Genomic DNA, 23,403 nt, shown 5'->3' on the forward strand with positions numbered 1-23,403 from the left:
ATAAGGCGAGTTAGCCGACATACGGAGAACCCAGTATGAGGGACATCGCCTCGTCTGCCACCGTCTCGATCCCGGATACTTCGCCGGATCCGGTCCACCGCACCGAACGCGGGCCGACCACACCGGACGCGGGCCACCGCCCGTGGCACCGCCCGCCCTACGGCTCCGATCCCGCCGGGCAGTACGCGGTGGGGCAGAAGGCGTCCAGCACGATCTCCTGCCGCTTCCGCTGCTCCGGCCAGTCCGCGGCCGGACCCGCGATCAGCACCGCGTACTGCACTCCGTTCTCCCCGGAGAAGGCACGGTCGAGGATGCGGCGCTGACCGTGCTTCTCGCTGCGGTAGCCGTATTCGAGCTCCGCGTCCGCCCCGTCGCCGGGGCCGAGCCGCTCCAGCCGGTAGCGGTGGTAGCCGGGGTTCTTGCGCAGTCCCGTCTCCGCCTGGCGCAGCGCCTCATACGGGGTGATCTCGGGCTCGGTCAGCGCGAAGACCTGGATCAGACCGCTGGCGTCGGACGATTCGTAGAACACCCCGGTATCGCGCTTCACCCGCTGCCAGCCCACCGGGACATCGAGGGTGAAGCCCTCCGGGTCCCGGGTGCGCACATAGCCCGCGGGTGCCTCGCCGCCCGCACCCGAGGAGGCCGACGGCACCACGGACTGCGGCGACGAAGGCACGGGGGAGGACGGAGTGGACGGAGTGGACGGAGTGGACGGAGTGGACGCGGAGGACGACGGGGGCGGTACGCCGTCCCCGTTCGGCCACTCCGCGCTCGCGGTGGAACCGCTCCGGTCCGGTTTGCCGTCGCCGTCACCGTCCAGCAACTTCCAGACGCCGAAGCCGATCCCGCCGACCAGCAGGACCGCGAGCACCGACAGCAGCACCACGCCCTGATGGGGCCAGGGCGGCCGGCGGCCCGGGGCCGACGGCCCCGCGCCCTCCCCCACCCAGCGCTGTGTCTCCTCGTCCCAGCGGGGGCCGTGCCCGCCACCCGGGGTGGTCATCTCAACCGCCCAGCAGCACGCCGACCGCCTGCCCCACGGCGACGCCCGACGCGAGCATGCCGATGCTGGCGCTGGCGTCCTGGAGCAGGGCCCGCACCCGGGCCAGCCGCCCGACCCCGGCCCGGCCGGTGCGCTGGATCTCTTCCTGGGCGGTGGCCAGTTCATTGGACAGGGCCTGGACCTCCGGTCCGGGGACCATCCGCTCCAGATCGGCAGCGAGCTGCCGGACCGCCTCCAGCAGCTCCTCGTACGCCGGGTCGCACGCCGCCTCGCTCTGCGGCGCGTTCACGATGCGGTTGTGGTCGCCGAAGCTGACCGTGCTGCCGCGCACACCGCCGATGCGGATGTCCCCGAACTTCCGCCCGCCGCCGTTCGTCGGGCCGTGCTCGCCGTCCGTGTCAGCCGTCGTCATGGCCGCCTCCCGCTCCATTGCGTGGGGTGTTGCTGATGGTGTTGTTGTCGCCGAAGCTGAGGGCGCTGTTCTCGGCGGACTCGATGAAGATGCCGCCGCCGCTGACGTTGATGACCTTCTGCTCGAACTCGCCGGTCTCCCAGCCGGCTTCGGCCAGCGCCTGCCGGACGCCATTGGCCACCCGGTCCTCGACGCTCTTCAGATAGCGGCTGACGTCCATCTCCTGGAACAGCGAGGCTCCGGTGTCACTGCCCAGCTCACGCACCGAGGCCCAGGGGCCGTCGGGGATCGCGGCGTCATAACCGCCCGCGTACATCCGCCAGAGGAAGGCGAGCGACTGGAAGAGACTGATCAGCGACCGGCCCGCCGCCGTCGGGGTGCGGGCCAGCGCCCAGACCGCCTTGCCCGGCATCCCGCCCCGGCGGTGGGAGTCGGAGATCCGGTCGACCGCGCGGAAGGCCGGGCGGATCGGGCGCAGCACATGGGGCGCGAACTCCAGCATCAGCATGCCGCCCTGGGTGTGCACCCGCACGAAGACGGTGACCACGACCTCTTCCCGCCACGCCCCGACCCGGACCCGCAGGAAGTGACGGCGGATCTCCCCGCCCTCCTCGACGGCCTCGGCCCGCTCCCGGGCGAACTCCGCCTCGCCGTACGGCACCAGGGACCGGCTGCGCAGACCGGTGGCCTTGAGGAAGACACACTCGTCCAGCTCCAGACCGCGCAGCCGGTCACGGACCGCGCCGTCCTGCGGGGCATGGCCGGCGGACGGTGTGCGCAGCGCCTCGACCAGCGGGCGGATCCGCTCCAGGATCACGCGGTTGTCCAGTGGTACGGCCGTGGCGCCCTCGCGCGGGCGCAGCTCCACGGCGAGGGTCCAGGTGGCATGGGCGGTGCCCGCGCCGAGGAAGGGGTGCTGATCGTGGTAGAGGATCGCCGGTGCGTGCTGCTCGCGCCGGATCAGGGCGCGCACCCGCTGGAAGCGGGCGCCGTCGAACCGCTCGGCCGGGTCCCTGCCGGGGTCGGCGAAGGCCGTCTGATCCAGCTCGGTGGCCAGCACCCGGGCGATGTGCTCCCGGTGCCAGGCGACCACACCGGCCATCGCGGCGGGGATCAGCAGCGCGAACCAGGCCGCGGTGGGATCCGCCCCGGCCAGCAGCTGCGGCGGCAGCGCGACGCTCAGCGCGGTCGGGTCCGCGTCATCGGCGAGGGCCAGCTCGAGGGCGCCGGCCACATAGGAGACCAGCGTGAGCCATCCGGCCACCCGCAGCACCGCGGCCAGCCGCCGCCGGTAGAGCCCGACCCGGTCGGCCCCCGGATAGTCGGCGCGGAACGGGCCGGAGGCGCCGCCCCTGGCCCAGGAGGCCATCAGCAGCAGTGCGCTGGACAGCAGGAAGGCGTAGAAGAAGCCCTTGGCGAGCAGGAAGTCCATCAGCCATAACGCCGCCAGCAGCGCCGTCCAGCCCGCCTCCACCCGGCGGGCGCGCAGTGCGTGGGCGAGCACCCGGGCCGCGTCGACCCCGAGGGACGGCGCCACGGAGCGCTCCTCGTGGACATACAGCTCGTCCACGACGGCGTCCCGGAAGTCGTCGTCGAGATAGGTGCCCGCGCACAGCAGCCGGGTGGCCTCGCTGCTGGTGTGGGGTGAGGGTGACGAGGGAACGGGGCGCACGGGCTCCGGCCGTGGACGCGGCGGACGTACGGCGTGATCGGCGCGACTGTCCCTGGCCATGCTCTCCCCCCGAGGCCGGCGTCAACTCCTCCCACGGTAGGGGAGGATGAGCCGACTTCACAGGGAATGGCCGAAGGGTCACACTCCGGAGTGAATACCGGAGTGTGACCCTTCGGATGACTGCCCGATGGAGAACGGGCGCCGCTCAGGCGTCAGATGAGGCCGAGACCGCGCACCGCCTCGCGCTCCTCCTCGAGCTCCTTGACCGAGGCGTCGATCCGGGTGCGCGAGAACTCGTTGATGTCCAGGCCCTGGACGATCTCGAACGCGCCGTCCTTCGCGGTGACCGGGAAGGAGGAGATCAGGCCCTCCGGCACACCGTAGGAACCGTCGGAGACCACACCGGCGGAGGTCCAGTCACCGGCGTCGGTGCCGTTCACCCAGGTGTGGACGTGGTCGATGGCCGCGTTGGCGGCGGAGGCCGCCGAGGACGCGCCGCGCGCCTCGATGATCGCCGCACCGCGCTTGGCGACGGTCGGGATGAAGGTGTCGGCGAGCCACTGCTCGTCGCTGACGACCTCGGCGGCGTTCTTGCCGGCGACCTCGGCGTGGAAGACGTCCGGGTACTGGGTGGCGGAGTGGTTGCCCCAGATCGTCAGCTTGGTGATCTCGGCGACCGGCACCCCGGTCTTCTTCGACAGCTGCGACAGGGCGCGGTTGTGGTCCAGCCGGGTCATCGCGGTGAAGCGCTCGGCCGGTACGTCCGGCGCGGCGGCCTGCGCGATGAGCGCGTTGGTGTTGGCCGGGTTGCCGACCACGAGGACCTTGATGTCGTCCGCGGCGTGGTCGTTGATGGCCTTGCCCTGCGGCTTGAAGATGCCGCCGTTGGCCTCGAGCAGGTCGCCCCGCTCCATGCCCTTGGTGCGCGGACGGGCGCCCACGAGCAGCGCCACGTTGGCGCCGTCGAAGGCCACGTTCGGGTCATCGGAGATGTCGATGCCGCGCAGCAGCGGGAAGGCGCAGTCGTCGAGCTCCATCGCGGTGCCCTCGGCGGCCTTCAGTCCCTGTGGGATCTCCAGGAGACGCAGCGCGACCGGCACGTCCGGGCCGAGCAGCTGACCGGAGGCGATACGGAAGAGCAGCGCGTAGCCGATCTGGCCTGCCGCGCCGGTGACGGTGACATTGACGGGAGTGCGGGTCATGGCGGTCTCCTGCGCTGTGTTTTCTGTCAAGATCTCTTGGTGTCGAGATACCTGCGTCAGGCTATCGGACGGCGTCACGGGCCCGGCCTCCCGGGCCTCTGTGTCACCGCTCACCGCTCACATGCCTGGGCGGCCGCCTGCCAGGAGGGGGAGTGCAGGCGGCCGCCCATAGCCGCACCCGTGGGGGGGTCGGCGTGCGTCTGCCCCCATTCCCGAGTGTCATTCCCCCTGAATCAAAAATCGTCCGGACGAGTTCCGAAGAGCCCTCTCACCCGTTCGCGGTACGGTCCGTGCAGCCACGCTTTCCACTGGTCAGCGTGGCGCAGGCGGTGGCCTGCGCAGTGGTCTCCACCGGAACCATCCGCGTGTACGCGTCGCCGTCGGCGTCGACCTCGCCCCGCTGACCGGCCCCCGCGCCACCGCCGGGGGCGGTGACCCGTATCTCGTCGCCGGGGGCCGCCCGGGTGATCCGGGCCCAGGCCGCGCCACAGGTCTCGCTGTAGCGGACCTCGACGTAGGCGGTGCCCACCGTGAGGTTGGCGGAGGTCGTCGCCTTCGCGCCGCCGCAGCCCATGTCCTCCGGGTCCTTGCCGGCGCAGCCCTTCCCCGCGCACTTCACCCCGCGCGGCAGGCTGGGCGCGGTGGTGGCCGGGGCGGTCTTCGGGGCCGCCGCCGGTTTCCCGTCGTCGCCGCCCGTGCCGACCAGCGCCACGGCCCCGGCGGCGAGCAGCAGCGAGCCCACGACGCCCCCGGCGAACAGCGCGATCCGGCGCCGCCCGCCCTTCTTCCCCTCGGCGGGCGCGTCCGGATGCGCGGCCGGGTGCGCGGCGGGAGGTGGGGCAGCGGGCGTGGCGGCGGGTGGCGTGGGAGGCACGGAGGACACCGGAGCCGCGGGGGCCGTGGCGGCCGGAGCGGTGGGCAGCAGCGGCTGCTCCGGTCCGGGCAGGTCGACGGACCGCCCTGTGCGCTCCGTCCGCGCGGGCCCGTCGGCGCGCCGGCCGTTCTTCCCGCCCCTTCCCTTCTTCTCCTCCTCCGGCGCGAACTCCTCGATGGCGGCCCGCGCCTGGGCGACGCTGATGGCCTCCATCGTCACGTCGTGCCGGTTCTCGGAGCGGCTCCAGGACCTTTCCGCCAACTCCCAGAGGGTGATGAGGTGATGGGTCCCGGCGCCGGTGGCCTCCGCCAGCGCCTCCACCGCGCGCTGCGGCGGCAGCAGCCGTCCGTTGAGGTACCGCTCCCAGGAACTCTTGCTGAAGCCGGTGCGGTCGGCGACGGCCACCACGCTCATTCCGCTGCGGTCGACGATCCTGCGCAGCTGACCGGTGAACTCCCGCACCTGCGGGTCAAGTTCTTCCGGAAGCTCCCTCCAGCGAGGCATGGCCTCCCCCTGTTCCCCCCGTGTAGATCCGGTGAATCTTCTCCAGGATGTCAGTTCCTCCGCCGGGGGCGCATAGCGGCTTTCGATATACGCCGAGCGCGCTCCTGCGCCCCAGCTCATCGTTGCGCAGCCGAGAACTCGTACCGGAATGGTCACCTCCGCGCCACAGGCTGCCAACGTCCATTGATCCCGCACAGCCGACACACAACGCTGAGGCCCATACGGTCCGTCCTTCCTCGGGGGAGAGGGCGGACCGTCGCCGGGTCCGAAGGACCCGGCCCACAGCCGAACGGCGGCCCGTCCTCCCACGGGGGAGAGGACGGGCCGCCGTTCGTCCGGGGCAGCTCCTGAGGGAGCGTCAACCCGGCTAGGCCCTGATGATCCCGACAACGCGGCGAGGCGCGGTGCCAGGCGTCGCGGGCCCGCGAAGACCGGCAGGACAGGGCCTAGCGCACCGTGAAGTGGACCAGATCCTCCAGGAACGGAATCGTCACCCAGGGATGCGGCTGGGCCATCAGGGACAGCAGCACGATCACCGCGCCCAGCAGCCCGTACGTGAGCATGTCGGTGAAGCGCGACCGCACCGCGAGCATCCCGACCTCCGGCAGCGCCCACCGCAGCACCGCGCCCGCCAGCAGCGCGAGGCCGATCACCAGGGTGCCCGCCCGGAAGGCGTCCAGGGCGACGATCATCAGCCCCAGGCCGACCCCGCCCATCACCGTGAGCAGCGGCCACTGGCGCACCGGCGCCGGAGCGCCGCCGGACGCCGCCCGGCCACCGCCCTCCGGACGCGCGGTGTCCCGGGTGATCAGCGGGAAGCGCCGCGACTTCCGGGCGGGAGGCCCGGTCTGTGGCTCACCCGCCGCCGGTTCGCTCGCCTCAGCCGTCATGACCGGCTCCGCCGTCGGCCGCCCCCGCCGCGCGCTCGGCGGCCTCCACCACGTTCACCAGGAGCTGGGCGCGGGTCATCGGGCCCACTCCGCCGGGGTTCGGCGAGATCCACGCCGCCACCTCGGACACCCCGGGGTGCACATCTCCGGCGATCTTGCCGTGCTCGTCCCGGCTGACACCCACGTCCAGCACCGCGGCGCCCGGCTTGACGTCCTCCGGCTTGACCAGGTGCCGCACCCCGGCCGCCGCCACGATGATGTCGGCCTGGCGCAGCACCGAGGGCAGATCACGGGTACCGGTGTGGCACAGGGTGACCGTGGCGTTCTCGGAGCGCCGGGTCAGCAGCAGCCCGATCGAGCGGCCGACGGTGATCCCGCGGCCGACGACCACCACATGCGCGCCCTTGATCTCCACACCGTGGTGGCGCAGCAGCTGGATGACGCCCTGGGGGGTGCACGGCAGGGGTCCGGGCTCGTTCAGCACCAGGCGGCCGAGGTTCATCGGGTGCAGTCCGTCGGCGTCCTTGGCGGGGTCCATCAGTTCCAGCACGCGGTTGGTGTCGATGCCCTTGGGCAGCGGGAGCTGGACGATGTACCCGGTGCACTCCGGGTCCTCGTTCAGCTCGCGGACCACCGCCTCGATCTCCTCCTGGGTGGCGGTCTCCGGCAGATCGCGCCGGATGGAGGCGATACCCACCTCGGCGCAGTCGCGGTGCTTGCCCGCCACGTACCACGTGCTGCCGGGGTCCTCGCCGACCAGCACCGTCCCCAGTCCGGGGTGGATGCCCTGCGCCTTCAGCGCCTCCACGCGCGCGACGAGGTCGGACTTGATCGCGGCTGCGGTTGCCTTGCCATCGAGAATCTGGGCGGTCATGTCTTTCATCCTCCCGGATGCGGGGACGTCGGATCCAATCAGGTGCGGCGGGGCCGCGCAAAGCCTCGGTCGCGGCCGGGCCGCGCAAAGGCCGCACCCCCGGACCCGGGGGTGCGGCCTGGTGGTGACGGACGACTCAGTGGAAGAAGTGGCGGGTGCCGGTGAAGTACATGGTCACGCCCGCCTTCGCGGCGGCCTCGACGACCTGCTCGTCACGGACCGAACCGCCCGGCTGCACCACGGCGCGGACCCCGGCGCGGGCCAGCACCTCGAAGCCGTCCGGGAAGGGGAAGAAGGCGTCGGAGGCGGCGTACGCACCGCGCGCCCGCTCCTCCCCCGCCCGCTCCACGGCAAGCTTCGCCGAGTCGACCCGGTTGACCTGGCCCATCCCGACGCCGACCGTGGCGCCCTCCTTGGACAGCAGGATCGCGTTGGACTTCACGGCGCGGCAGGCGCGCCAGGCGAAGGACAGCTCGGCCAGACCGTCGGCGTCCAGCGCCGCACCGGTGGCCAGCGTCCAGTGCGCCGGGTCGTCGCCCTCGGCCTGGAACCGGTCCTTGGCCTGGACCAGCGCACCGCCCTCGACCGGGCGCTCCTCCACGGTCGCCTCGGGGGCGTCCGCGCAGCGCAGCACGCGGATGTTCTTCTTGCGGACCAGCACCTCGACCGCGCCGTCCTCGTAGTCCGGCGCCACGATGACCTCGGTGAAGATTTCGGCGACCTGCTCGGCCATGGCGACCGACACCGGGCGGTTGACCGCGATGACCCCGCCGAAGGCCGACAGCGGGTCACAGGCGTGCGCCTTGCGGTGCGCCTCGCCGACGTCCGCGCCGACCGCGATCCCGCAGGGGTTGGCGTGCTTGATGATCGCGACGCACGGGGCGGCGTGGTCATGGGCGGCGCGCCGGGCGGCCTCGGTGTCGACGTAGTTGTTGTACGACATCTCCTTGCCGTGCAGCTGCTCCGCGTGCGCCAGGCCCTTGCCCGAACCGTCGGAGTAGAGCGCGGCGGCCTGGTGCGGGTTCTCGCCGTAGCGCAGCACGTTGGCGCGGGTGACGGTGGCGCCCAGGAACTCGGGGAAGCCGGAGTCGTCGGCGGCGGCGTAGTCACGGGCGAACCAGTTGGCCACCGCCACGTCGTACGCGGCGGTGTGCTGGAACGCCTCGGCGGCCAGCCGCTTGCGCCCGTCGAGGTCGAAGCCGCCGTCGGCGACGGCCTTCAGCACCTCGTCGTACCGTCCGGGGTTGACGACCACGGCCACGGACGGGTGGTTCTTGGCGGCGGCGCGCACCATGGACGGCCCGCCGATGTCGATCTGCTCGACGCACTCGTCGGGCGACGCGCCCGAGGCGACGGTCTCGCGGAACGGGTAGAGGTTGACGATCACCAGCTCGAACGGCTCCACGCCCAGCTCGCCGAGCTGCTCGCGGTGCGCCTCCAGGCGCTGGTCGGCCAGGATGCCCGCGTGGACCCGCGGATGCAGCGTCTTGACGCGGCCGTCCAGACACTCCGGGAAGCCGGTCAGCTCCTCGACCTTGGTGACCGGGACGCCCGCGGCGGCGATCTTCGCGGCCGTCGAGCCGGTGGAGACGAGCTGGACACCCGCCGTGTGCAGCCCGCGGGCCAGTTCCTCGAGCCCCGTCTTGTCGTAGACGCTGACCAGCGCGCGGCGGATGGGCCGCTTCGTACCTTCGGCGGTCACGGGATCCTTACCTTTCGTCCCTCAATGCGGTAGCCGTGACGCGCCAGGCGCCCCACGACCTCGACGAGCAGCGAACGCTCGACTTCCTTGATCCGCTCGTGCAGAGCGGACTCGTCGTCCTCGTCCCGGACCTCGACCACGCCCTGGGCGATGATCGGGCCGGTGTCGACGCCGTCGTCGACGAAGTGGACGGTGCAGCCGGTCACCCGCACACCGTGCGCGAGGGCGTCGCGCACACCGTGGGCACCGGGAAAGCTGGGCAGCAGCGCGGGGTGGGTGTTGACGCAGCGGCCGCCGAAACGGGCGAGGAACTCCTTGCCCAGGATCTTCATGAACCCCGCCGAGACCACGAGGTCGGGTTCGTACCCGGCGGTGGCCTCGGCCAGTGCGGCGTCCCACTCGTCCCGGCTGCCGTGGTCCTTGACCCGGCACACGAAGGTGGGGATCCCGGCGTGCTCGGCGCGCTCAAGACCCGCGATGCCCTCGCGGTCGGCGCCGACGGCCACCACCTCGGCGCCGTAGGAGTCCACCCCCTCCGCGTCGATGGCGTCGAGCAGCGCCTGGAGGTTCGTACCGGAACCGGAGACGAGTACGACGAGGCGGGCGGGGCGCCCGGGGCGGGCGGAGGAAGGCGGGGAGGCCACAGCGTGGATCTTTCTCGCGGGCGGTGCTGCCATTTGTGTGGTCGTACAAGGTCATGGGCTCGCGAATTCCGGGGAACTCTACGAAGCCGCCGACCGTCAGCAACGATACCGGCACACGAAGCGGCCCCCGGGGGACGGGGGCGGGCACGGGAGGTAGCGTCTGGACTGCGAATCCAACTGACGCCGTGGGAACGACCCTCGCGCCCGCGCCGCCGGACCGCCCGGCATCCGCCGGTCGCGGATCAGGTGTGCAGGACGACGACACAAGGGGAAGACACACTCCAGATGCCGGACCGACGCCGCCGCGCGGCTCATCGCCTCACTCCGACTCCCGCCTCGACCGGGGGGCGGCGATGAGGCACGCCCGCACGTCGCGTACGACGCCGCTGATGCATGAGCAGCAGTCGCCGTCCTCCTCACCCCCGCCCTCGCCCCACGGCCCCTCCGGGGACTCCTCCCGGGACGGTTCCGCCGGGCCCCCGTCCGGTGGCCGGGGCGGCGGCGCCCCCGAGGACAATCCGTTCGCACCGCCGCCGGAGGACCTGCCGGACCAGCCCTGGCAGCCCCGCCACCACCCGGACGGCGGCAACGGCCGGGACGGCTCCGAGGACGGGCAGAACGGCGGCCAGGACGGGCAGAACGGCCAGGACGGCCAGCAGCCCCCGGCCTGGGGCAGTCAGTGGAGCAGCCGCCAGCCCGGCCGCCAGGGCGGCGGCTTCGGCGGCCTCCCCGGCGCCGGCCGGCCGACCGGCGCCAACCAGAACAACCCGCGCTGGGACCCCACCGACCCGGCCCAGCGCCGCGCCCGGTACGCCCTGCTGTCGGGCATGTGGGGCTTCTTCTTCGCCCTCTTCAGCCTGCCGCAGATCGCACTGCTGCTCGGCGCGCTGGCCCTGTTCTGGGGCATCAGCTCGCTGCGGGCCAAGCCGCGCCGCCCGGCGCCGTCCCCGGCGCCCGCGCAGGCCGCGCTGAACGCACCGCCCCCGCCGCCCGGCGCCACTCCCGCCCGGCTGCCCGCGCCCGGCTCCACCGGGTCGAAGCCGCAGTCCACGGCGGCGATCAGCGGTCTGGTGACGGGCGGACTCGCGCTCGCCATCGTGGCCGCGACCTTCAGCCTCCAGCTCGTCTACAAGGACTACTACACCTGTGTGGACGACGCCCTGACCCAGACCTCCCGCACGCAGTGCGAGAACCTGCTGCCCGAGCAGCTGCGTCCGCTGCTCAGCACCGAGGACTGACCCCAGGGCCCCGACCGACGACGACACGGCCCGGCAGGCTCACCGCCTGCCGGGCCGTGCGTATGTCCTGGCCGCGCCGCTACGCGTCCCGCGCGCCGTCATCACCGGCCTCCGGCGACGACGCCGTGGACTCGCTCCCGGCGCCGCCCGGCGCGCCCGACTCCACCGCCGCGGTGGACGGCTCCGCCGCCACGGACACGGTGGGCTTGCGCCAGGAGGTCAGCCGACGGCGCGGATGCGGAGCCGTACCGAGGGTCGGCCGGTCCGCCTCCGGGCCACCGTCCCCGGCCGCGGCCTCCGGTCCGGAGGCACCACGCGTGCCAGGACCGGCGGCGGTGGACCGGGCGCCGTTCTTCGCGGTGGTCCCGTTCGTGGCCGGGGCACCGGCTCTGCCGGACGCACCGTTCGCCGCCGGGACACCGTTCCTGCCGTCGGCACCGCCCGCACCGGGACGCCCGCCGGCGGCCTGAGCGCCCTTCCCGGCGGAGCTCCCGTCGGCCGCCGGGGCACCGTTCGTGCCCGAGCCACCGGCCTTGCCGTCGGCTCCCTTCGTGCCGGGAGCACCGGCCTTCGCGGAAGCCCCGTTCCCGGCCGGAGCACCGTTCCCGGCGGACGTCCCGTTCGCGCCCGGGGCAGTGGCCTCGCCACCGGCTCCGTTCGTGGCGGGACCGGCCGGCCGGGACGGGGCACCGTCCGTACCGTTCACCGGCACCGTCGTGGGCCCGGCGGGATCCTGGACGGCGCGCGTCTCCGCCGCCGCGCCCCCGCCGCGCACCCGCTTCCGCCGACGGGACGACCCGGCGCGCGTGCCCGGGCGGAGCCACTGCCACCACGGCTCGGCCATCGCCTTGCGCAGATCGATGTCGTCCATGGGCGACGCGGGCCGCGGCCGCGCCGCCGCCCGCGCCGCCGCCTCCGCGTGCTCGGCCTCGCGCTCGGCCTTCCGGGCGGCCCGCTCCGAGACGCGTGCCTGGCGCTTCCGCGTCCGCAGCTCCGCGCTCGCGACCCGGGCCGCCTTCCACTCGTCCCAGGTCGTCCACGTCGGGACGTACAGCCGGAACCAGCGCACCACCAGCGCGCCCGGTACCCCGAACAGCGCCGTCCAGCCGAGCGTGGCCCCGCCCGTACGCCACCAGCTCGGACCCAGGTCGGCGAGGATGCCGACGCCGAGCGGACCGCCGGAGACAGCGGCCAGCAGCGCCATCACGGCCGAACAGCCCAGCGCGGCCAGCGTGGCCAGCAGTGTGGTCTCGGTGAGCGTCCAGGAGGGCCGGTCACCGCGGCCCAGCCGGCGCGCCGACGCGATCCCGGTGAAGAGCGCCAGCGACATCCCCGCGGTGACCCCGGTCATCCAGACCAGCGGGACACCCGACCCGTCGTCGGGCAGCGCCGCGACGAGGGGGAAGTCCGGCAGCTTCGGGGTCGAGGTGACCCCGAGCGGGGCGATCACACTGCCGCCGCCGGCCGCGAACCCGGCGCCGACCCCGTACGCGGCGCCCCAGACGATCGCGTTCGGCAGCAGCGCCAGGCTCACCAGCAGCACCGCGAACCGCCCGGACCACACATCGCTGAGCTGGAGGAACGCCAGCTGGGCGGCGCCGGAGTGACTGAGCATCGAGGTGGCGGTGAGCAGTGCGCCACAGCCCATCAGCACCAGCAGGGAGCTGGCCCCGGCCCGGAGCGCTGCCATCAGCGGACGGCGTCGGCACCAGCTGCGGCCGCGCACCCACACCAGGGCGCGCAGGGCACGGTCGGCGCCCCGGAGCCGCAGGAGCGGGGCCTTGAACCGGGTGGGGAGCCGCACCGGGAACCGCCCGTCGGCCACCCACACCCCGAGGGCCGCGACGGTGCCGACGACCACCGGCAGGTGGAGCACCGCGCTCACCACATCGACGTGCAGCGGGCCGGACGCGGCGTAGAGCGCGGCCGCCAGGCCCACCAGCAGATAGCCGCCGCTCACCCACGCGAAGGCGGTGCGCGGATCCCCGGCGGACTCCTCGGGCACCCACTGTCCGTCGCCGTCGGGGGTCTCCTGCTGGTAGACGGCGTGCTGTGCGGCGCGGTAGAGCATCCAGCACGGCACCAGGCCGATCAGCAGCGGGAGCAGTCCGATGGGCATCGAGTGCCCGGACAGCGTCTCGGTACGGACGAGGTCCGCGCCGTGGCCGAGCAGCCACAGGTCGGCGGCGACGTGCAGGGCCCCGTCGGGGCTGCTCGCCGGGGACGGAGAGGTGATCCACAACAGGAGGACGGCCACGGAGAACGCGCCCAGGCCGAGCCCCGCGGCGACCACCCCGCCGAGGAAGGCCTCCCGGGCGGCGGAGGGACGCTGGAGCGCGGCGCGGCCGCGTGAGGACAACGTCGGGCTGCGATCGGTCGTCTGGGTCACGACGACCATGCTGCCAATAACAGCCGTTTCATCCCTACATCAAGCGATTGGTCGCCGTGTCGCACTTAGTCCGCTTATGCGTCTTTTATCGTGTGCGGCCCTATGGGCGATACGGACATCCGCCGGAACGCCCCGCGGACAGCGGAAAAGGCGCGGGGCCGCACCACCCGGAGGTGATGCGGGCCCGCGCCTGTCAGCCGTGGAACCGGCGCCGTGAAGGCGTCAGCCGACCAGCGCGGCGCGCGCGAGGCGGGCGGTCTCGGACGGGGTCTTGCCGACCTTCACGCCCGCGGCCTCCAGGGCCTCCTTCTTCGCCTGCGCGGTGCCGGAGGAACCGGACACGATCGCACCCGCGTGGCCCATGGTCTTGCCCTCGGGGGCGGTGAAACCCGCCACATAGCCGACGACCGGCTTGGTGACGTTGGCCTTGATGAAGTCCGCGGCCCGCTCCTCGGCGTCGCCGCCGATCTCGCCGATCATCACGATCAGGTCGGTGTCGGGGTCGGCCTCGAAGGCGGCCAGGGCGTCGATGTGGGTGGTGCCGATGATCGGGTCACCGCCGATGCCGACGCAGGACGAGAAGCCGATGTCCCGCAGCTCGTACATCATCTGGTAGGTCAGGGTGCCGGACTTCGACACCAGACCGATACGGCCGGGCTTGGTGATGTCGGCCGGGATGATGCCGGCGTTCGACTGACCCGGCGTGATCAGACCCGGGCAGTTCGGGCCGATGATGCGGGTCTTGTTGCCCTTCTTGCCCGCGTAGGCCCAGAAGTTGGCCGAGTCGTGGACGGCGATGCCCTCGGTGATCACGACGGCGAGCGGGATCTCGGCGTCGATCGCCTCGATGACCGCGTCCTTGGTGAACTTCTCCGGGACGAAGATGACCGTGACATCGGCGCCGGTGGCGTCGATGGCCTCCTTGACGGAGCCGAAGACCGGGACCTCGGTGCCGTCGAAGTCAACGGTGGTGCCGGCCTTGCGCGGGTTCACGCCGCCGACGATGTTGGTGCCCGAGGCAAGCATCCGACGGGTGTGCTTCTGACCCTCGGACCCGGTCATCCCCTGGACGATGACCTTGCTTTCCTTGGTGAGGAAGATAGCCATGGTTTCTGGTGACCTCGTCCCTTACTTCGCAGCCAGCTCGGCGGCACGCTCAGCCGCGCCGTCCATGGTGTCCACCTGCTGCACCAGCGGGTGGTTGGCGTCGGTGAGGATCTTGCGACCCAGCTCCGCGTTGTTGCCGTCGAGGCGCACGACCAGCGGCTTGCTGACGTCCTCGCCCTTGGACTTCAGCAGTTCCAGGGCCTGGACGATGCCGTTGGCCACGGCGTCGCAGGCGGTGATGCCACCGAAGACGTTGACGAAGACCGACTTGACGTCCGGGTCGCCCAGGATGATCTCGAGACCGTTGGCCATCACCTCGGCGGAGGCGCCACCACCGATGTCGAGGAAGTTGGCGGGCTTCACATTGCCGTGGTTCTCACCGGCGTAGGCGACGACGTCGAGGGTCGACATGACCAGACCCGCGCCGTTGCCGATGATGCCGACCTCGCCGTCGAGCTTGACGTAGTTGAGGCCCTTGGCCTTGGCCGCGGCCTCCAGCGGGTTGGCGGCGTCCTTGTCCTCGAGCGCCGCGTGCTCCGGCTGGCGGAACTCGGCGTTGGCGTCCAGGGAGACCTTGCCGTCCAGCGCGATGATCTGGCCCTCGCCGGTCTTGACCAGCGGGTTCACCTCGACGAGCAGGGCGTCTTCCTTGATGAAGACGGTCCACAGCTGCTGGAGGACCTCCGTGACCTGGCCCGCGATGTCGGCCGGGAACTTCGCGGCGGCGACGATCTCGGCGGCCTTCTCCGCGGTCACACCGTCGATGGCGTCCACCGGGATCTTGGCGAGCGCGTCGGGGTTCTGCTCCGCGACGACCTCGATCTCCACGCCGCCCTCGACGGAGGCCATGGCGAGGAAGGTGCGGTTGGTGCGGTCCAGCAGGAAGGAGACGTAGTACTCCTCCTTGATGTCCGCGGTCTGGGCGAGCATCACCTTGTGGACCGTGTGGCCCTTGATGTCCATCCCCAGGATCTGGTTGGCCTTCTCCACGGCGTCCGCCGGGTCGGAGGCCAGCTTGACGCCGCCGGCCTTGCCACGGCCACCGACCTTCACCTGCGCCTTGACGACCGCGCGGCCGCCCAGTCGCTCGGCCACCTCGCGCGCCGCCTCAGGCGTGTCGATGACTTCACCGGCCAGCACCGGTACACCGTGCTTGGCGAAGAGGTCCCTCGCCTGGTACTCGAACAGGTCCACGCGCGTCCGTCCCTTTTCCTGGATATCGCGGTCGTTGTCTGCGCGGGCGTGCCGCGGTGGCAGCGTGAGGACGCGATCTTTGACGAGGGCGGCACACGTGCGCCGGGTACGCGGCATGTCCGCCACGCAGGTTATCCCCGCGGACCGGATGACCCTAAATCGCAGATCACACTCGAGCGGTGATTACGGTCACAGATCGCTGCCATGGGTATCTATTCCGATGGTGCCTCGCCCGGTGCGGTCGTGTCGCGGCGAAGCGGTGGCCCCGCCGGAGCGGCCCCGCCGGAAACGCCGCGACCGGGCGAGCCCCCTCCCCAAAGGGGGCCGCCCGGTCAGCGGCAGTCCTCTCCCCAAAGAGGGCTGCCGTACGGCACAGCTGTCCGTGCGGCCGGACCGGCCGCCGCGGAGATCAGACGGTCGGCAGCTCGGCCGGGACGGCCGGCACATCGGCCGGGACGGCCGGGAGGACCGGGAGCGCCGGGATGTTGGCGGCGTCCGTCAGGCCGGCCGGGACGGCCGGGAGCAGGCTCTTCGCACCGTCGGTGGCGTTGCCCGCGGTGACCTGGGCGTCCACGACGGCCGAGGTGCCGAGGTCCCGTGCGAACGGCACCGTGCTGGTGGCCACCTCCTGCGCGAACGGCACGGTGGTGACGACCACGCGCCGGGCCACCGGAACGGCACCGGCGGCGGTGTCCTGGACGAACGGCACGACGTTGGACGCGGTGCCGAGCACATGGCCCTGGGCGCTGCCGGTCACGTAGCCCGCGTACGGGGTGGTGTGGTCCACCGCGTCACCGGCCAGCACACCGGCGTCACCGACGGCGAGCTGGGCGACCGGGACGACCTTGACCACGACGCGGTGGGCGGCGGGCGGCAGCACGTCGGAGGCGGCGCCGTCCACGGTCGGCCGGGCGGCGTCCGCGGCGGCCTGCGCCGTACCGGTCAGCTGCTCGGGACGGACGGCCGCGCCGCCGAGGGCGCCCAGCAGCTCGTCGGCCGAGCCGGGGGCGGCGGGCAGCTCCGGGGTGGCGGGGAGCCGGGTGGGCAGCTCGGCCGGGACGGCACCGTCGACGGACGGCACGGAGCCCGCGGCGGGCAGCGCGGAGGTGTCGGGGACGGCCGGCAGCGTGCCGAGGGCCGGGATGTCCGCCACACCGGGGACCTCACCGGTGGGCAGGTCCAGGTCGGTGCTCCGCTGGGCCTTGCCGGCCGCCTTCTTCACGGCCTTCCCGGCCTTCCCGGCGACCTTGTCCGCGTCCGCGTCAGGGGCGCCGCCGGTGACGCGGTCCACGGTGCCGGAGGCGTCCGGCACACCCGGGAGGCCGTCGGTGGCGGGCACGCCGCCCTTGGCGGTGCCGGTGACCGTCGAGGCGGCGCCGCCCACGGTCTTCTTCGCGGTGCCGGTGACCTCGGAGGTGTCGGCGAGACCGTCGGTCGCGCCCTTGACGGTGTCGGTGACCGAGTCGGTGGAGGCGGTGTCCCCGGCGGTCCCGCCGACGCCGTCAACCGTGCTGGTGACGCTGTCGGCGGAGGGAACGGCGGGCAGCTCGTCGGCACTGGCGGCGGCGGTGCCCAGGGCCCAGATGCCGGTGGCGGCAGCGGCGACGAGGAGGGAACGGCGGATGTTCTTGCGCATGGCGTGGAAGTCCTTCGAATTCACAAGGGGGATGTCGGACGGGCAGACCTGACCCGCCCCCGCGCGGCAGGTCTTGTGCAGACGGGGGTGAGGTCTGCCCTATCCGGGGAATTCGAGGACTTCGTCGTACCGCTCGCGCGTCGGCGCCGAGCTCTCCGCGCGGATCGCACCGGGCCGCAGCCCGAAGTGGTCCGTACCGGACGGCGGCAGTGCGGCCTGGGTGTCCCCGCCACGGGGAGCGCCGCTGTCGCCGGTGTACTGGGGAACGGTCCCGAGGGGGGACCGGGGAAGGGGCAGCGCCGGGGCGCCACCGTCCTGGGCCGCGCCCGCGACCGCCCGGACGACCGGACGGTGCCCGGCGTCGTCGGCGGTGCGCGACGGAACGGTGACGGACGGCGCCGCCTCCGGTCCCGCCGGGGCCGCGCTGACCGCGGACCCCTCGGCACGCGGGGCGGAATCGCCCCGGGCCGCACGGTCCCCACCCGGCTCGTGGCCGGGCGCGGAGCCGTCGGAGCCCGCGCCGTCTCCGCTGCCGACACCGAGGTCGGGCAGATCGACGGGCAGTGTGTCGCCGGTGTTCCGCACCAGGTCGCCGACCGGATCGGTGACCGGCCGCGTCTGACGCTCGATCGGCTCCCGGACCGGGCGCACGGCCTCGGTGACCGCGTCCCCGGTGGCGTCGGCCGCCTCGGCGGCCCGCTCCCGGGTGTGGGTCCCGGCCTGTCCGGCCCGCTCGGCACGGTCCCGGGCGGCGTCGGCCCCGGAGGGGTCGAGCAGCCCGGACGCACCGGAGCCCCGGGCCTGACCGGCCGTCACGGACGGCTGCTCCGGTCCGGCGGCGTGAGCGGTACCGCCGAACAGGAACGCCAGGGCCAGGAAGCCCCCGAGGAAGAACGCCGCCACCAGCGCTCGCCGCGCGGCCACCGTGCGCGGCAGGCGCACGGCGGCAGACAGGGCGAACACAGCGGACAAGAGCGGGCCTTCCGGGATATGGGGACGCGTTGCCGGAGCACACGACGGATGGACGCACGGAGCAGGACGGGCCTGCCGAACCGGACGGTCGGATTCACGTCCGGGGCGATGAGGTTGATCCTTGCATGACGCACAGGGGGCGGCGCAAGCCCCTGGTCACTGATGCATCACCATGTCCGGTATCGGCAGTTGGCGCCGCTCGATCGCCGCCGCCATCACCTCCGGGAAGAGATCGGGGGTGCAGGCGAAGGCGGGTGCGCCGAGCGCGGCGAGCGCCGCCGCGTGCTCGCGGTCGTAACTCGGCGCCCCCTCGTCGGACAGCGCGAGCAGCGCCACGAACTGCACCCCGGACGCCTTCATCGCCGCGACCCGCCCCAGCATCTCGTCACGGATGCCGCCCTCGTAGAGGTCGCTGATGAGCACGACGACGGTGTCGGCGGGGCGGGTGATCCGCGACTGGCAGTACGCCAGCGCCCGGTTGATGTCGGTGCCGCCGCCGAGCCGGGTGCCGAAGAGCACGTCCACCGGGTCGTCGAGCTGGTCGGTGAGGTCCACGACGGAGGTGTCGAAGACGACGAGCCGGGTGGAGAGCGAACGCATCGAGGCGAGCACCGCGCCGAACACGGAGGCGTGGACGACGGACGCGGCCATCGACCCGGACTGGTCGACGCAGAGCACCACGTCCTTGCGCACCCCGCGCGCCGCGCGCCCGTGGCCGATCAGCCGCTCGGGGACGACCGTGCGGTGCTCGGGGAGGTAGTGCGCGAGGTTGGCCCGGATGGTGCGGTCCCAGTCGATGTCCCGTTGGCGCGGACGGCTGGTCCGGGCGGAGCGGTCGAGGGCGCCGGTGAGCGTGGCGCGGGTGCGGGTGGCCAGCCGCTTCTCCAGGTCCTCGACGACTCTGCGGACCACCGCCCGCGCGGTGGTCCGGGTGGTCTCCGGCATCGCCTTGCTGAGCGTGAGCAGGGTGCCCACGAGGTGCACGTCCGCCTCGACGGCCGCCAGCATCTCGGGCTCCAGCAGCAGCGCGGACAGACCGAGCCGGTCGATGGCGTCGCGCTGCATCACCTGGACCACGGAGCTGGGGAAGTACCGGCGGATGTCACCCAGCCAGCGCGCCACCTGGGGCGCGGAGCCGCCGAGTCCGCCGGAGCGCGGACCGGCCGCGGCGGAGCCGCCGCCGTGCCCGGTGACGCCCGGTGCGCCGCCGGTGCCGGGGCCGTCGCCGCCCCGGCCGTCGTAGAGCGCTTCGAGGGTGCGGTCCATGGCGGCGTCGGCCCCGCCGAGCGGGCAGCCGGTGCCGTCGGCCCCCTGCCCGCCCAGCACCAGCCGCCAGCGCCGCAGCCGCTCGTGGTGGTCAGTGGTGGCGGGTGTGTGGCTGCTCATCCGGCTGCCTCCAGCGCATGGTGGTGATCAGGGGCGGGCGCGGCGGCGGGGGCGAGGCCCAGCAGGAGCCGCACCACCGGCTCGGCCGCCGCCGCCCGTTGCACGTCGAGACCAGGCCCGAACCCGGGCGCCGCGGGAGCGCTGTGACCGGGCGCCCCGCCGGGGACGCCGTGGTCCGGCCCGGCCGGACCACGCCGCACCAACTCGCCGAGGGTGCGGCGGACGCCCGCGTCATACGCGGAGAAGGTGCGCCGCAGCAGCGGCAGCACATCCGTGAACGCCTCGGCGGACACACCCGTCAGCCAGTGGTCGACGAGGCCGAGCAGCCGCTCGTCGTGGACGAGCAGCATCCCGCCGCCCGCCTCCCCGCCGAGGAACCCCTCGACCCAGGCGGCGGCTTCGGGCGGAGCGGTGCCGGGCGAGAGGGCGAGCCCCATCAGCCGGGCGGCCTCGTCCCCGGCGAGCCGTCCGTCGTCCAGCAGCAATCGCGCGGCCCGGCCCCGGATGAGTCCGGGGACCCCGTCCCGCCCCGCGATTCCGCGCAGCGCCCCGGCCCACCGCCCGCGCACCCCGCGGTCGCGGTCCGCGCCGTGCCGCCCGGCGGACTCCGGCACCGCCCCGGAGCCGCCCGCCGGGGACCGCGACGCCTCCGCCAGGAGGCCGATCGCACGGTGGACGGATTCCATATGGGCGCGCATCTCGGAGGCGCCGTCGGGGCCGAGACCGGCACAGGCGGGCGGGAAGCCGACGAGGACACGCTCGGCGAGACCGGCGGCGACCTCGGTGAGGGCCGCGGTGTCGGTGGCGCGCACATCGCCGTAGCGCACGGAGCGCACCAACGCGGGGAGGGCACGGGCGAGATGGCCGACGTCCGTGGCGAGCGCCGCGCGGTCGGCGAGCGCGCGCATCACCACGGGCAGGGCGTCCGCCAGCCCGGCGAGCAGACAGCGCTCGGCCAGCTCGGTGACCTCGGCGAGCGCGGTGGCGCCGACGGCCTCGGACTCCACCCTGGCCGTGGCCGCGGACAGCACGGTGGTGCCCCAGATGCCCGCCTCGGCCACCCGTACCGCCAACTCCGGTTCCCAGCGCAGCCGCCATGTCTCGCGGAAGGTGCCGGTACTGCCGCGGGAGGCGGCCGGGGTGCCCCAGTCGACGCCGAGCAGCCGCAGGCGGTGCAGCAGACGGCTGCGCGCCGCGTCGTTCTCCTTGCGCAGATCCAGCTCCAGTTCGCGGTCCGCGGCCTCCGGCCGGAGGCGCAGCGAACGCTGGGTGCGGTTCAGATCGCGCTGGAGCGGTACGGCCGGTGCGGTCTCGGGCACCTCCCCCAGGGCGTCCCCGACGATCAGCCGGTCCCTCACCAGGGCGAGCGGCACCTCGGATCCGTCGCACATCACCGCCTGCACGGCGTCCATGGTCTCCGCGAGCCCGGCGAGCGGGCGGCCGCGCAGCGCCGCCAGGGTTTCGGCGAGCCGCACCGCCTCGATGACATGGGCCGACGAGACCGGCATGTCCTCGTCCCGCAGCAACCGGGCGACCGTGGTCAGCCAGCGCTCCAACGGCCGGTCGGGGGCGTGGAAGAGATGGCCGTACCAGCCTGGCGAGGTGATCCCGGCGCCGTAGCCGCTGTGCCGGGCCAGCCGGCGGTGGGTCCACGGCACCCAGCTGATCTCGGCCTTCACCCTGGGCAGCCCTCTGAGGAGCGCGCGGTCGGCGGTGACCGTGGCCCGGCGGGCGAGCGCGGGGACGTGCCACGCCCCGCAGACGACGGCCACCTGATCGCCGAACTCCCGGCGCGCCTGGCGCAGCCGGAGCCGCATATGGGCTTCCCGGACGGCGTCGTCCTCATGGCCGCCGTCGCCGTACTCCGCCCGGAGCACGGCCATGGCCTCGGCGACGGCGGTGAACGGCGCGAGCGGGGCGGACGGCTCCGGTCCGGACCCGGTGCCCCGGTGCTCCACGACGTCCTCCCACCAGCGCTCCGGATCGTCGTACCCGGCGGCCTCGGCGAGGGCGGCGAGCGGGTCCGTACGCATCCGCCCGTCCGGGCCCGGCCCCGGTTCCGACTCCGACTCCGACTCCGACTCCGACTCCGACTGCCCAGGCTCCGGTTCCGATGGCTCCTCGGCCGCCATGGCCAGGGAGTTCGCCGCCGGGAGGTCGATGAACCGCACGGGGACGCCGCGGGCCAGCGCCCACTGGATGGCCGCCCACTCCGGTGAGAACCCGGCCAGCGGCCAGAAGCCCGCGCGCCCGGGGTCGTCCGCCGCATGGGCGAGCAGGGCGACGGGCGGGCGCATCCCCGCGTCGGCGGCGAGCCCGACGATCCCGTCCGCCTCCGGGGGCCCCTCGATCAGCACCGCGCCGGGCTCGTACGCGTCGAGCGCCGCGCGCACCGCGCGGGCCGAACCGGGCCCGTGGTGCCGCACCCCCAGCAGCAGCGGCCACGCCGCCACCTCACCACCGGTGCCGTCCGTCACGCGCTCACCTCGCGGCAGGCACGGTAGAAGTCCCCCCAGCCGTCCCGCTCGCGGACGACCGCCTCCAGATACTCCTGCCAGACGACCCGGTCGGCCGCCGGATCGCGGACCACCGCGCCCAGGATGCCCGCGGCCACGTCACCGGCGCGCAGCACACCGTCACCGAAGTGGGCGGCGAGGGCCAGCCCGCCGGTGACCACGGAGATGGCCTCGGCCGTGGACAGCGTGCCCGAGGGCGACTTGACCTTCGTACGGCCGTCCGCCGTCACCCCCTGCCGCAGCTCGCGGAAGACCGTGACCACCCGGCGGATCTCGTCGATGCCCTCCGGCACCTCGGGGAGGTCCAGCGCGCGGCCGGTCTGGGCCACCCGCCGCGCCACGATGTCCACCTCGTCCTCCGGGGTCGCGGGGAGCGGCAGCACCACCGTGTTGAACCGGCGGCGCAGGGCGCTGGACAGCTCGTTGATCCCGCGGTCGCGGTCGTTGGCGGTGGCGATGAGGTTGAAGCCGCGGACCGCCTGGACCTCCTCCCCCAGCTCCGGGACGGGCAGCGTCTTCTCCGACAGCACGGTGATCAGCGTGTCCTGCACATCGGCGGGGATACGGGTCAGCTCCTCCACCCGGGCGGTCGATCCCTCCGCCATCGCCCGCATCACCGGGCTGGGCACCAGCGCCTCCCGGCTCGGACCGTGGGCCAGCAGCCGGGCGTAGTTCCAGCCGTAGCGGATGGCCTCCTCCGGTGTCCCCGCGGTGCCCTGCACCAGGAGGGTGGAATCGCCGCTGACGGCCGCCGCCAGATGCTCCGAGACCCAGGTCTTGGCGGTGCCGGGCACACCCAGCAGGAGCAGCGCGCGGTCGGTGGCGAGGGTGGTGACGGCGACCTCGACGATACGGCGCGGGCCCACGTACTTGGGTGTGATCACCGTGCCGTCCGGCAGGGTGCCGCCGAGGAGGTAGGTGGCCACCGCCCACGGGGACAGCCGCCACCGGGCGGGGCGGGGCCGGTCGTCGGCGGCGGCGAGCGCGCTCAGCTCGTCCGCGAACGCGTGCTCGGCGTGCGGACGGAGGACCTCCGCGGATTTGTTGGTTTCGGTCCCGGACACAGTGACGGTCACAGCTCCCCCACAGACTCGTTCCTCGCTCCGTCTCCGGACGTGTGTTCCGGACGCTTGTTCCACCCTGCACCACCCCACTGACAATGCCCCCGGCCCCAACGAACGTGCAGGT

18 protein-coding genes are annotated in these 23,403 nt (G+C 73.5%); 1 reads left to right on the forward strand and 17 read right to left on the reverse strand.

The annotated features are described in order from the left end of the window. Nucleotides 1-157: 157 nt before the first annotated feature. From AC07FT_RS27180 to purN, 9 genes are all read right to left on the reverse strand, one after another. Nucleotides 158-1,003 (reverse strand): hypothetical protein, encoded by an 846-nt coding sequence (locus tag AC07FT_RS27180; RefSeq protein WP_479178466.1) that lies wholly within the window; start codon nucleotides 1,001-1,003, stop codon nucleotides 158-160. A gap of 1 nt (nucleotide 1,004) precedes the next feature. Continuing rightward, nucleotides 1,005-1,415 (reverse strand): hypothetical protein, encoded by a 411-nt coding sequence (locus AC07FT_RS27185; RefSeq protein WP_479178467.1) that lies wholly within the window; start codon nucleotides 1,413-1,415, stop codon nucleotides 1,005-1,007. Next, nucleotides 1,402-3,147: a hypothetical protein gene (locus AC07FT_RS27190; protein ID WP_479178468.1), complete on the reverse strand. Its 1,746-nt coding sequence runs from the start codon at nucleotides 3,145-3,147 to the stop codon at nucleotides 1,402-1,404. The genes AC07FT_RS27185 and AC07FT_RS27190 overlap by 14 nt, the downstream gene beginning before the upstream one ends. Nucleotides 3,148-3,299: 152 nt before the next feature. Continuing rightward, complete coding sequence (locus AC07FT_RS27195; RefSeq protein ID WP_254744438.1) at nucleotides 3,300-4,289, reverse strand: malate dehydrogenase; 990 nt, start codon at nucleotides 4,287-4,289, stop codon at nucleotides 3,300-3,302. A 268-nt stretch (nucleotides 4,290-4,557) separates the two neighbouring features. Further along, nucleotides 4,558-5,667: a helix-turn-helix domain-containing protein gene (locus AC07FT_RS27200; RefSeq protein ID WP_479178470.1), complete on the reverse strand. Its 1,110-nt coding sequence runs from the start codon at nucleotides 5,665-5,667 to the stop codon at nucleotides 4,558-4,560. A gap of 446 nt (nucleotides 5,668-6,113) precedes the next feature. After that, entirely contained in the window at nucleotides 6,114-6,557 is a 444-nt protein-coding gene (locus AC07FT_RS27205) for a DUF3017 domain-containing protein (protein WP_471201039.1), read from the reverse strand. Further along, the gene (locus AC07FT_RS27210) at nucleotides 6,547-7,431 is read right to left on the reverse strand and encodes a bifunctional methylenetetrahydrofolate dehydrogenase/methenyltetrahydrofolate cyclohydrolase (RefSeq protein WP_479178471.1); all 885 of its coding nucleotides are present in this window, start codon (nucleotides 7,429-7,431) and stop codon (nucleotides 6,547-6,549) included. The genes AC07FT_RS27205 and AC07FT_RS27210 overlap by 11 nt, the downstream gene beginning before the upstream one ends. 136 nt (nucleotides 7,432-7,567) lie before the next feature. Next, nucleotides 7,568-9,133, reverse strand: coding sequence for a bifunctional phosphoribosylaminoimidazolecarboxamide formyltransferase/IMP cyclohydrolase (gene purH / locus AC07FT_RS27215; RefSeq protein ID WP_479178472.1), 1,566 nt, complete (start codon nucleotides 9,131-9,133; stop codon nucleotides 7,568-7,570). After that, entirely contained in the window at nucleotides 9,130-9,810 is a 681-nt protein-coding gene (gene purN, locus AC07FT_RS27220) for a phosphoribosylglycinamide formyltransferase (protein ID WP_471201046.1), read from the reverse strand. Before purN ends, purH begins: the two co-directional genes overlap by 4 nt. A gap of 356 nt (nucleotides 9,811-10,166) precedes the next feature. On the opposite strand from purN, the gene AC07FT_RS27225 reads away from it, so the two are divergent. Further along, nucleotides 10,167-11,015, forward strand: coding sequence for a hypothetical protein (locus tag AC07FT_RS27225; protein ID WP_479178473.1), 849 nt, complete (start codon nucleotides 10,167-10,169; stop codon nucleotides 11,013-11,015). 79 nt (nucleotides 11,016-11,094) lie between these two features. Here AC07FT_RS27225 and AC07FT_RS27230 read toward each other — a convergent pair whose 3' ends face one another. The 8 genes from AC07FT_RS27230 to AC07FT_RS27265 form a co-directional block, all read right to left on the reverse strand. After that, nucleotides 11,095-13,404 (reverse strand): cell division protein PerM, encoded by a 2,310-nt coding sequence (locus AC07FT_RS27230; protein WP_479178474.1) that lies wholly within the window; start codon nucleotides 13,402-13,404, stop codon nucleotides 11,095-11,097. Nucleotides 13,405-13,626: 222 nt separating this feature from the next. Continuing rightward, nucleotides 13,627-14,511, reverse strand: a complete 885-nt coding sequence (gene sucD / locus AC07FT_RS27235) for a succinate--CoA ligase subunit alpha (protein ID WP_479178476.1) — start codon at nucleotides 14,509-14,511, stop codon at nucleotides 13,627-13,629. 21 nt (nucleotides 14,512-14,532) lie between these two features. Next, nucleotides 14,533-15,705, reverse strand: coding sequence for an ADP-forming succinate--CoA ligase subunit beta (sucC, locus tag AC07FT_RS27240; RefSeq protein WP_471201056.1), 1,173 nt, complete (start codon nucleotides 15,703-15,705; stop codon nucleotides 14,533-14,535). Between the two features lie 409 nt (nucleotides 15,706-16,114). Further along, on the reverse strand, nucleotides 16,115-17,341 hold the full coding sequence (locus AC07FT_RS27245) for a hypothetical protein (protein ID WP_479178477.1): 1,227 nt from the start codon (nucleotides 17,339-17,341) through the stop codon (nucleotides 16,115-16,117). 99 nt (nucleotides 17,342-17,440) lie between these two features. After that, nucleotides 17,441-18,313, reverse strand: a complete 873-nt coding sequence (locus AC07FT_RS27250) for a hypothetical protein (protein WP_479178479.1) — start codon at nucleotides 18,311-18,313, stop codon at nucleotides 17,441-17,443. A 156-nt stretch (nucleotides 18,314-18,469) separates the two neighbouring features. Beyond that, nucleotides 18,470-19,699 (reverse strand): VWA domain-containing protein, encoded by a 1,230-nt coding sequence (locus tag AC07FT_RS27255; protein ID WP_479178480.1) that lies wholly within the window; start codon nucleotides 19,697-19,699, stop codon nucleotides 18,470-18,472. Further along, entirely contained in the window at nucleotides 19,696-22,176 is a 2,481-nt protein-coding gene (locus AC07FT_RS27260) for a DUF5682 family protein (RefSeq protein ID WP_479178481.1), read from the reverse strand. The genes AC07FT_RS27255 and AC07FT_RS27260 overlap by 4 nt, the downstream gene beginning before the upstream one ends. Beyond that, on the reverse strand, nucleotides 22,173-23,291 hold the full coding sequence (locus AC07FT_RS27265; RefSeq protein WP_479178482.1) for an ATP-binding protein: 1,119 nt from the start codon (nucleotides 23,289-23,291) through the stop codon (nucleotides 22,173-22,175). The genes AC07FT_RS27260 and AC07FT_RS27265 overlap by 4 nt, the downstream gene beginning before the upstream one ends. Between the last annotated feature and the right edge of the window lie 112 nt (nucleotides 23,292-23,403).

The organism is Streptomyces sp. NPDC045899 (assembly GCF_056431485.1).

Coding starts and splice junctions, on each gene's coding strand:
- AC07FT_RS27180 (WP_479178466.1), bottom strand. CDS start 1,003: ATGACCACCCCGGGTGGCGGGCACGGCCCCCGCTGGGACGAGGAGACA.
- AC07FT_RS27185 (WP_479178467.1), bottom strand. CDS start 1,415: ATGACGACGGCTGACACGGACGGCGAGCACGGCCCGACGAACGGCGGC.
- AC07FT_RS27190 (WP_479178468.1), bottom strand. CDS start 3,147: ATGGCCAGGGACAGTCGCGCCGATCACGCCGTACGTCCGCCGCGTCCA.
- AC07FT_RS27195 (WP_254744438.1), bottom strand. CDS start 4,289: ATGACCCGCACTCCCGTCAATGTCACCGTCACCGGCGCGGCAGGCCAG.
- AC07FT_RS27200 (WP_479178470.1), bottom strand. CDS start 5,667: ATGCCTCGCTGGAGGGAGCTTCCGGAAGAACTTGACCCGCAGGTGCGG.
- AC07FT_RS27205 (WP_471201039.1), bottom strand. CDS start 6,557: ATGACGGCTGAGGCGAGCGAACCGGCGGCGGGTGAGCCACAGACCGGG.
- AC07FT_RS27210 (WP_479178471.1), bottom strand. CDS start 7,431: ATGACCGCCCAGATTCTCGATGGCAAGGCAACCGCAGCCGCGATCAAG.
- purN (WP_471201046.1), bottom strand. CDS start 9,810: ATGGCAGCACCGCCCGCGAGAAAGATCCACGCTGTGGCCTCCCCGCCT.
- AC07FT_RS27225 (WP_479178473.1), top strand. CDS start 10,167: ATGCATGAGCAGCAGTCGCCGTCCTCCTCACCCCCGCCCTCGCCCCAC.
- sucD (WP_479178476.1), bottom strand. CDS start 14,511: ATGGCTATCTTCCTCACCAAGGAAAGCAAGGTCATCGTCCAGGGGATG.
- AC07FT_RS27245 (WP_479178477.1), bottom strand. CDS start 17,341: ATGCGCAAGAACATCCGCCGTTCCCTCCTCGTCGCCGCTGCCGCCACC.
- AC07FT_RS27255 (WP_479178480.1), bottom strand. CDS start 19,699: ATGAGCAGCCACACACCCGCCACCACTGACCACCACGAGCGGCTGCGG.